A 6,315-nucleotide genomic window follows, 5' to 3' on the forward strand; every position below is an offset into this window, starting at 1 on the left:
CTCCGGGAAGCCCGACGTCTTCCACCACTCGATGGTCCCCGGGCACGCCGACAAGGCCTACCGGATCCGCACCGACGCCTCCTGGGAGGACTGGCACACCTACACGACGGTCTGGGTGCCGGGGAAGTCGGTGAGCTACTTCCTCGACGGGGTCCTGCTCGACACCGTGACCGAGTCGGTCCCGACCACGCCGCACCGCTACACGTTCCAGATCGGCAACCGGGGCAAGGCAGGGCACGTGCTCATCGACTGGGTGTCGATCCAGCCCTGAGACGGGGCGCGGCTGGCCAGTGCGGTCGCTCAGCGCGGCAGCGCGTGCGCCCACCGCCCGATCGCGTCGTACGCCTGCTCGCGGACGGCGGGCTCCGAGAGCACGACGTCGTGCAGGGCGCCCCGGAGCCGCCGTACGGTGACCTCGTCGCCGAGCGAGAGCGCCCGGTGCGCCACGACGTCCACGTTCAGCGCGACGTCGGCGTGCGCCATGCCCTCGTCCCACCGCGGCTGCAACATGCTCTTGTCGCTGAGGAGCACCAGCGTCGGGACGGTCATCCCCAGCCCGGCCTCGACGCGGGCCTGGCCGTCGAAGACCGCGGACAGCCACCCGGGGTGCAGTGGGAACCCGCGTTCCGGACGCCAGCGCTGGTCGTAGGTCCACGAGCCCTCGCCCGCGGCCGACACGGTGCGGGTGGAGAAGCCCGGGTCGACGGCGGGCATCGGTGCGAGCGGGTTCCGGCGGGCGCCGAGCTTCAGCACCGGGGCGATGAGCGCCCGTCCGATCGCGGCGCCCTGGAACTCGAGCCACGGACTGTTCAGCAGGAGGCCGTCGACGAGCTCCGGGTGCCGCGCTGCCCAGAGGGACAGCGTGAGCCCGCCGGTCGAGTGCCCCATCGGCACGAGGCGCCGTCGCGGTCCGCCCCGGTGCTCGGTCGAGATCGCGTCGAGGGCGGCGGCGATGTCCTCGTCGTAGGTGGCGAGGTCACCGACGTCACCCGGGGTCTGGTGCGGCCGGAGGCTCCGCCCGTACTTGCGGAGGTCGAGCGCGTGGAACCGGGCCCCGAGCCGTTCGAGGCGCTCGGCGAGCTCGACCTGGAAGAAGTAGTCGGACCAGCCGTGCACGTACAGGACGTCGACGCCGTGCAGGGGTCCGCGCGGTTGGAGCAGGGTGTCCGTGGGGCTGTGTCGCCGACGCACGAGCGTGGCCACCACGGGACCCTCGCGGTCCTCGCCGAGGGGCAGTTCGAGTCGTTCGAACGGCGCCCCCAGGACGTCCTCGCGCCATCCGTTCCCCGCCATCCGTCGAGGCTACTCGTGGCGCCCCGCCCGCTCCGCGGAGCGTGGGCGCGGCGGGGCGGCGCCGCCCGTTGCCGGATCGTGACCGTTCGACGGCCTGGAGGCCCGNGGCGGCGCCGCCACGGGCCTCCAGGCCGTGCCGTGGTAACGATCCGTACCGATCCGGGACTCTCCCAGGTCACGTGCCGGGATTCCCCCGGGGAATCCCGGCGGTCGTCCGGACGGCGGGGACAGGTTGCGGTCCGGACGCACCGATCCGCGGTGCACGAGGGGGACACATGACGTTCGGACGAGCGATCGGGGCCGTGGGCGGCTTCGTCGGGGGCAGCGTGCTCGCCGGTCTGTTGGTCGGGGTCGGCGTGACGCCGGCCGTCGCGCTGGCCGGGTTCGGGGCGACCACCGCCATCGACACGTTCTCGTCGTTGCCGGAGTACATCGAGGTCGGCGAGTTGTCGAGCCGCAACGAGGTGTGGGCGTACCGGGGCGGGAAGCCCGTGCACCTGGCGGACGTCTTCGACCGGAACCGCGAGCAGCTGTCGTACGACCGGATCAGCGAGACCCTGCGCCACGCCGCCGTCGACGGTGAGGACAAGCGCTTCTGGGACCACGGCGGGGTGGACGCCACATCGCTCGTGCGGAGCCTGGTCAGCGTGGCGGCCGCGCACGGCAAGGGCGGGTCCGGCGGATCGACCCTCACCATGCAGCTCGTGCGGAACATCAAGATCGAGCAGGCGTCGCAGCTGCCCGCCGCCGAGGCCGATGCAGCGATCGCCGAGGCCACCGCGCGGACACCGCAGCGGAAGCTCGAGGAGATCAAGCTCGCGATCGGGCTCGCGAAGCAGTACTCGAAGCGGGACATCCTGACCTCGTACCTCAACATCGCCTACTTCGGCGACCAGACCTACGGCGTCCAGGCCGCCGCGCAGCACTACTACGACAAGGACGCCACGGACCTCAGCCCGGCCGAGGCCGCGTCGCTCATCGCCATCGTGCAGTGGCCTGAGCGGCGCGACCTCTCGACCCCGGCGCACTTCGCGGCGAACCAGGCGCGGCGCGACGTGGTCCTCCGGGCCATGCACGAGCAGGGACACCTGTCGGATGCCGCACTGCGCGCCGCGCTGGCGTCGAAGCCCTCCGAGTACGTGCACCGCACCGCGCCGAAGCAGGGGTGCGGGACCGCTCCGCCCGGAGCCGAGTACGCCTGCGAGCACGCGGTCCGCGTGGCCCGTGCGCTGCCGCAGCTCGGCGCGACCCAGGCGGAGCGGGACGCCGCGTGGCGGACCGGCGGCTACCGCGTCCAGACCACGATCGACCTCGACCGGAACGCCGAGCAGAAGGCGCTCCTCGACCGGTACGACCCCGCGACCGACCCCGCCCTCGCGCTCGGGGCGACGTTCGACTCCGTCGAGGCGAGCACCGGACGGGTCCTCACGATGGCGCAGAACACCGCGTACGACCGCTCCGCGGGGGCGCCGCGCGGGTCGACGTCGCTGAACTACGCGGTCGACGAGGCGCTCGGTGACGCCCGCGGCTTCCAACCCGGGTCGACGTACAAGCTGTTCACCCTGCTCGCGTGGCTCGAGGCCGGGCGGAGCCCCGACACCGTCGTCGACGGGACCCGGCACGAGCAGCGCACGTGGACCCAGTGCGGACGGACGATCGACGCCGCCTGGAACCCCCGGAACGACTCGCCCGCGCAGACGGGTCCGTACTCCGTGCGGGAGGCCACGGCGCAGTCGGTGAACGGGGCGTACGTGTCCATGGCGGCGCAGCTCGACCTGTGCGACATCCGCGACGTGGCCGCGCGGCTCGGCGTGCACCTGGCCACCGGCGGGAAGGTGCCCGCGAACCCGGCGTCGATCCTCGGCACCGAGAGCATCGCCCCGCTCACCATGGCGTCGGCGTACACCGCGGTGGCGAACGGCGGGGTCCGCTGCGACACGGTGGTGGTCGACCAGGTCACCGACCGGTCGGGCGAGGACCTCGGCGGTCAGCCGCGGACCTGTCGCCAGGTGCTCTCGCCGGCGGTCGCGGCGACGGCCTTCCAGGTGATGCAGGGTGCGTTCCGGGGCGGCACCGCGACCGGCGGCCAGACCGCGGACGGGATGACGCTGTTCGGGAAGACCGGCACGACCGACGTCGCCGACCAGGTGTGGCTCGTCGGCGGGACCAGCCGGGTCGTGACGGCCTACTGGCAGGGCAACACCGACGGCGGCACGACCAACCTCCGGTACGTCGGCAACGGGCAGGGCGGGACCTACGCGGGGGCGCGTGCTGCGGTGTGGAAGCAGGCGCAGGAGGCGGTGAACGCGGCGTACCCGGCGGGGTAGGCCGTGGCGTGCGTACGGCGCACGGGCTCACCCGGGTCTCCGCTGCGCTGCCGCCGGGCGCTACCGCTCCAGGCGCTCGCTCGCCGCGATCCAGCCGGTCAGCTGCTCCATCGCGGCCGCCTGCGAGGCGTAGTCGAACACCGGCCGCACCCACGGGTGCACCTGACCGGCCACGAGCGCGAGCTGGCCCGCGAAGGTCGCCTGCCGCTCGAGGTCCTCGACCTGGTAGCCCTCGTCGGACAGCAGCAGGACGTCACCGCCCACATTGCCGGCGTTCGGCCACGAGTAGACGCCCCAGTAGTGGCCCTTCGGCCCGGGGACGGTGAGGTCCGCGCCGTGCGACGCCCAGAGCTGGAGCGCCGGGTCGTCGTCGGGGCGGGCGACGTACACGCCGTCGTGGTCCGCGTACATCGCCGTGAGCCGGACGTCGTGGTCGCGGGTCTCGGACTCCAGGGCCTTCGCCGCACGGTCGAAGTCCGTCTCCGCGGGCGTCCACCACCGACTGCTCGGCACCGAGGGACGTCGCCAGCCCGGCCACGTCGCGGAGGACGTCGACGCCGTCGCCACCCCACCGGACCTCCGCGATCGGTGCCAGGGCAGCCAGCGCGTCGTGCTGCTCGGCGTCTGCGATCCCCGTCCCGGGCGCATCCTCCGGGAGGGTGCCGGCGGCGTCCACCGGGGCGACCGTGGTGATGATCAGGTCCGGGTGCAGCGCGGCGACCCGGTCGACGTCGATGCCGTCGGACCCGTCCCCGGCCGTGGCCCCGGCCGGGGTCGAGCCGACGTCGGTGATGCCCGTCGTGTCGAGGCCGGACCACCGGTCGTCCTGCTCGATCGGGAGACGACCGAAGGTGCCGACGGGGTGCAGGCCGTACCGGACGAGGGAGATCGCGACGTCGTCCAGTGCGACGATCCGCTCCGGGGCACGGTCGAGCCGGACGGTGCTGCCGGTGGCGTCACGGTACGACCAGCCCGAGGCGCCGCCACCACCGCCATCGCCGTCGGGTTGCGTGGGGGAGTCGGACCCGCCCGTGCAGCCCGCCAGGACGAGCGCGCATGCCACGGCGACCGTGGCGAGCACGGTGCGCAGGGGCCGGCGGGGGAGCGTCACGACGAGCAAGGCTAGCCGGGGGTGCCGTGCGGTCGCTGGCGGGCGGTGACGCGGGTGCGCGTTCTTTCCCACAGCGCGCGCGATGGGATGCGGGACCGGACGACGGACTGGAGGCGCGGTGCCAGCTGGCGCCGCGCCTCCCGTCCGACCTCTGGTGGCGTCAGCCCTTGAGACCGGACCCCGTCACGCCCTCCACGATCTGCCGCTGGAAGATCAGGTAGAGGATGATCAGCGGCAGCGCCGCGAGGATCGCGCCGGCCTGGATGTCGGCGTAGCGCTGACCGAAGCTGCCCTGGACCGTGGCGAGCCCGACCGGGATCGTCATGAGGTCCGGGTTCGACAGCACGAACAGCGGCAGCAGCAGGTTGTTCCAGACGCCGACGAACGTCAGGATCGCCACCGCGGCGATGACCGGACGCGACAGCGGCAGGATGACCGACCAGTAGATCTTCCACATGCCCGCGCCGTCGATGCGCGCGGCCTCCTCGAGCTCCCGGGGGATGCCGTCGAAGAACTGCTTGAAGATGAACACCGCGATCACGGCGGGCACCTGCGGGAAGATCACCGACCAGTAGGTGTTGAGCAGGCCGACGGAGTTGAGCTCCTGGAAGATCGGGATGATCAGGACCTGCGTCGGGATCATGATGCCCAGGATGATGAGCAGGAACGCGACGTTGCGGCCGCGGAACACCAGCCGGGACAGCGCGAACGCCGCCATCGAGGCGAACAGCACCGTGAGGGCCGTCGTCACGAGGCTCGTGATGCCCGAGGCGAGGTACCAGTTCCAGATGTCGCCGGCCTGGAACAGCGCCGCGTAGGAGTGCAGCGTCGGGTTCCAGTTCGACAGGATCGCGTTCGCCCCGAGTGCGGCGACGCCGTTGTCGGACAGCGACGTCTTCAGGGCGAACAGGCTCGGGATGAGCCAGATGATCGCGAACACGCCGAGGATGATCCCGGCCACGATGTTGAAGCCCTTGCCGGAGACGCCGATCTTCGCGGCGTTGGCGGGGGCTGCGGCCGACACTCCGGAGCGGAGCTTCGGACGGGCGGTGGTGAGGCTCTCGGTGGTGGTCACGTCAGGCACCGATCTCTCGCTTGGCGGCGGCGCGCTCGGCGACCTGCCGGATGACCGCGATCGCGACGATCACGATGAACAGGAGCACGGAGGCCGCCGATGCGGCACCGAGCCGGTTGTCGGTGAAGCCGACGCCCGTGATGAGCTGCAGGGAGACCTGGGTGGAGATGCCCGGGCCGCCGTTCGTCATCAGGTACACCTGGTCGAAGATCTTCAGGCTCGCGATGATCTGCAGCAGGATGACCAGCGTCGTGGTGCGCCCGAGCAGCGGCAGCGTGATCGACTTGATCTGCTGCCAGCTCGAGGCGCCGTCGACCGCCGCGGCCTCGTACAGCTCGCGGGGGATCTCCTGCAGACCCGCCAGGTAGAGCACGAAGTTGAACCCGAGGGTCCACCAGACCGTGGCGATCGCGACGCCAATCATCGCGGGGTCGGGGCTCNCCAGNACACCGGCGCCCGGCGTGATGCCGAGGGCCTGCTGGACGGACGCGAACAGACCGGTCGCGGGC

General features: G+C 72.2%; 5 protein-coding genes and 1 pseudogene. 2 read left to right on the forward strand and 4 right to left on the reverse strand.

What is annotated here, in order from left to right; translation table 11 throughout:
* Nucleotides 1-271, forward strand: a pseudogene (locus I59_RS12125) (family 16 glycosylhydrolase); the annotation flags it as partial.
* Nucleotides 272-300: 29 nt separating this feature from the next.
* Here I59_RS12125 and I59_RS12130 read toward each other — a convergent pair.
* On the reverse strand, nt 301-1,293 hold the full coding sequence (locus I59_RS12130; protein ID WP_022904090.1) for an alpha/beta hydrolase: 993 nt from the start codon (nt 1,291-1,293) through the stop codon (nt 301-303).
* A 275-nt stretch (nt 1,294-1,568) separates the two neighbouring features.
* Here I59_RS12130 and I59_RS12135 point away from each other — a divergent pair, with 275 nt between their 5' ends.
* Complete coding sequence (locus I59_RS12135) at nt 1,569-3,620, forward strand: transglycosylase domain-containing protein (RefSeq protein ID WP_022904091.1); 2,052 nt, start codon at nt 1,569-1,571, stop codon at nt 3,618-3,620.
* A gap of 60 nt (nt 3,621-3,680) precedes the next feature.
* Here I59_RS12135 and I59_RS12140 read toward each other — a convergent pair whose 3' ends face one another.
* The 3 genes from I59_RS12140 to I59_RS12155 form a co-directional block, all read right to left on the reverse strand.
* The gene (locus I59_RS12140) at nt 3,681-4,133 is read right to left on the reverse strand and encodes a hypothetical protein (RefSeq protein ID WP_148286205.1); all 453 of its coding nucleotides are present in this window, start codon (nt 4,131-4,133) and stop codon (nt 3,681-3,683) included.
* Nucleotides 4,134-4,891: 758 nt separating this feature from the next.
* Complete coding sequence (locus I59_RS12150) at nt 4,892-5,806, reverse strand: carbohydrate ABC transporter permease (RefSeq protein ID WP_031273715.1); 915 nt, start codon at nt 5,804-5,806, stop codon at nt 4,892-4,894.
* Between the two features lies 1 nt (nt 5,807).
* On the reverse strand, nt 5,808-6,315 hold a 508-nt coding region (locus tag I59_RS12155), incomplete at its 5' end, for a carbohydrate ABC transporter permease (RefSeq protein WP_022904095.1).

Origin of the sequence: Curtobacterium sp. B8 (assembly GCF_000333315.1) — a bacterium.
GTDB lineage: Bacteria > Actinomycetota > Actinomycetes > Actinomycetales > Microbacteriaceae > Curtobacterium > Curtobacterium luteum.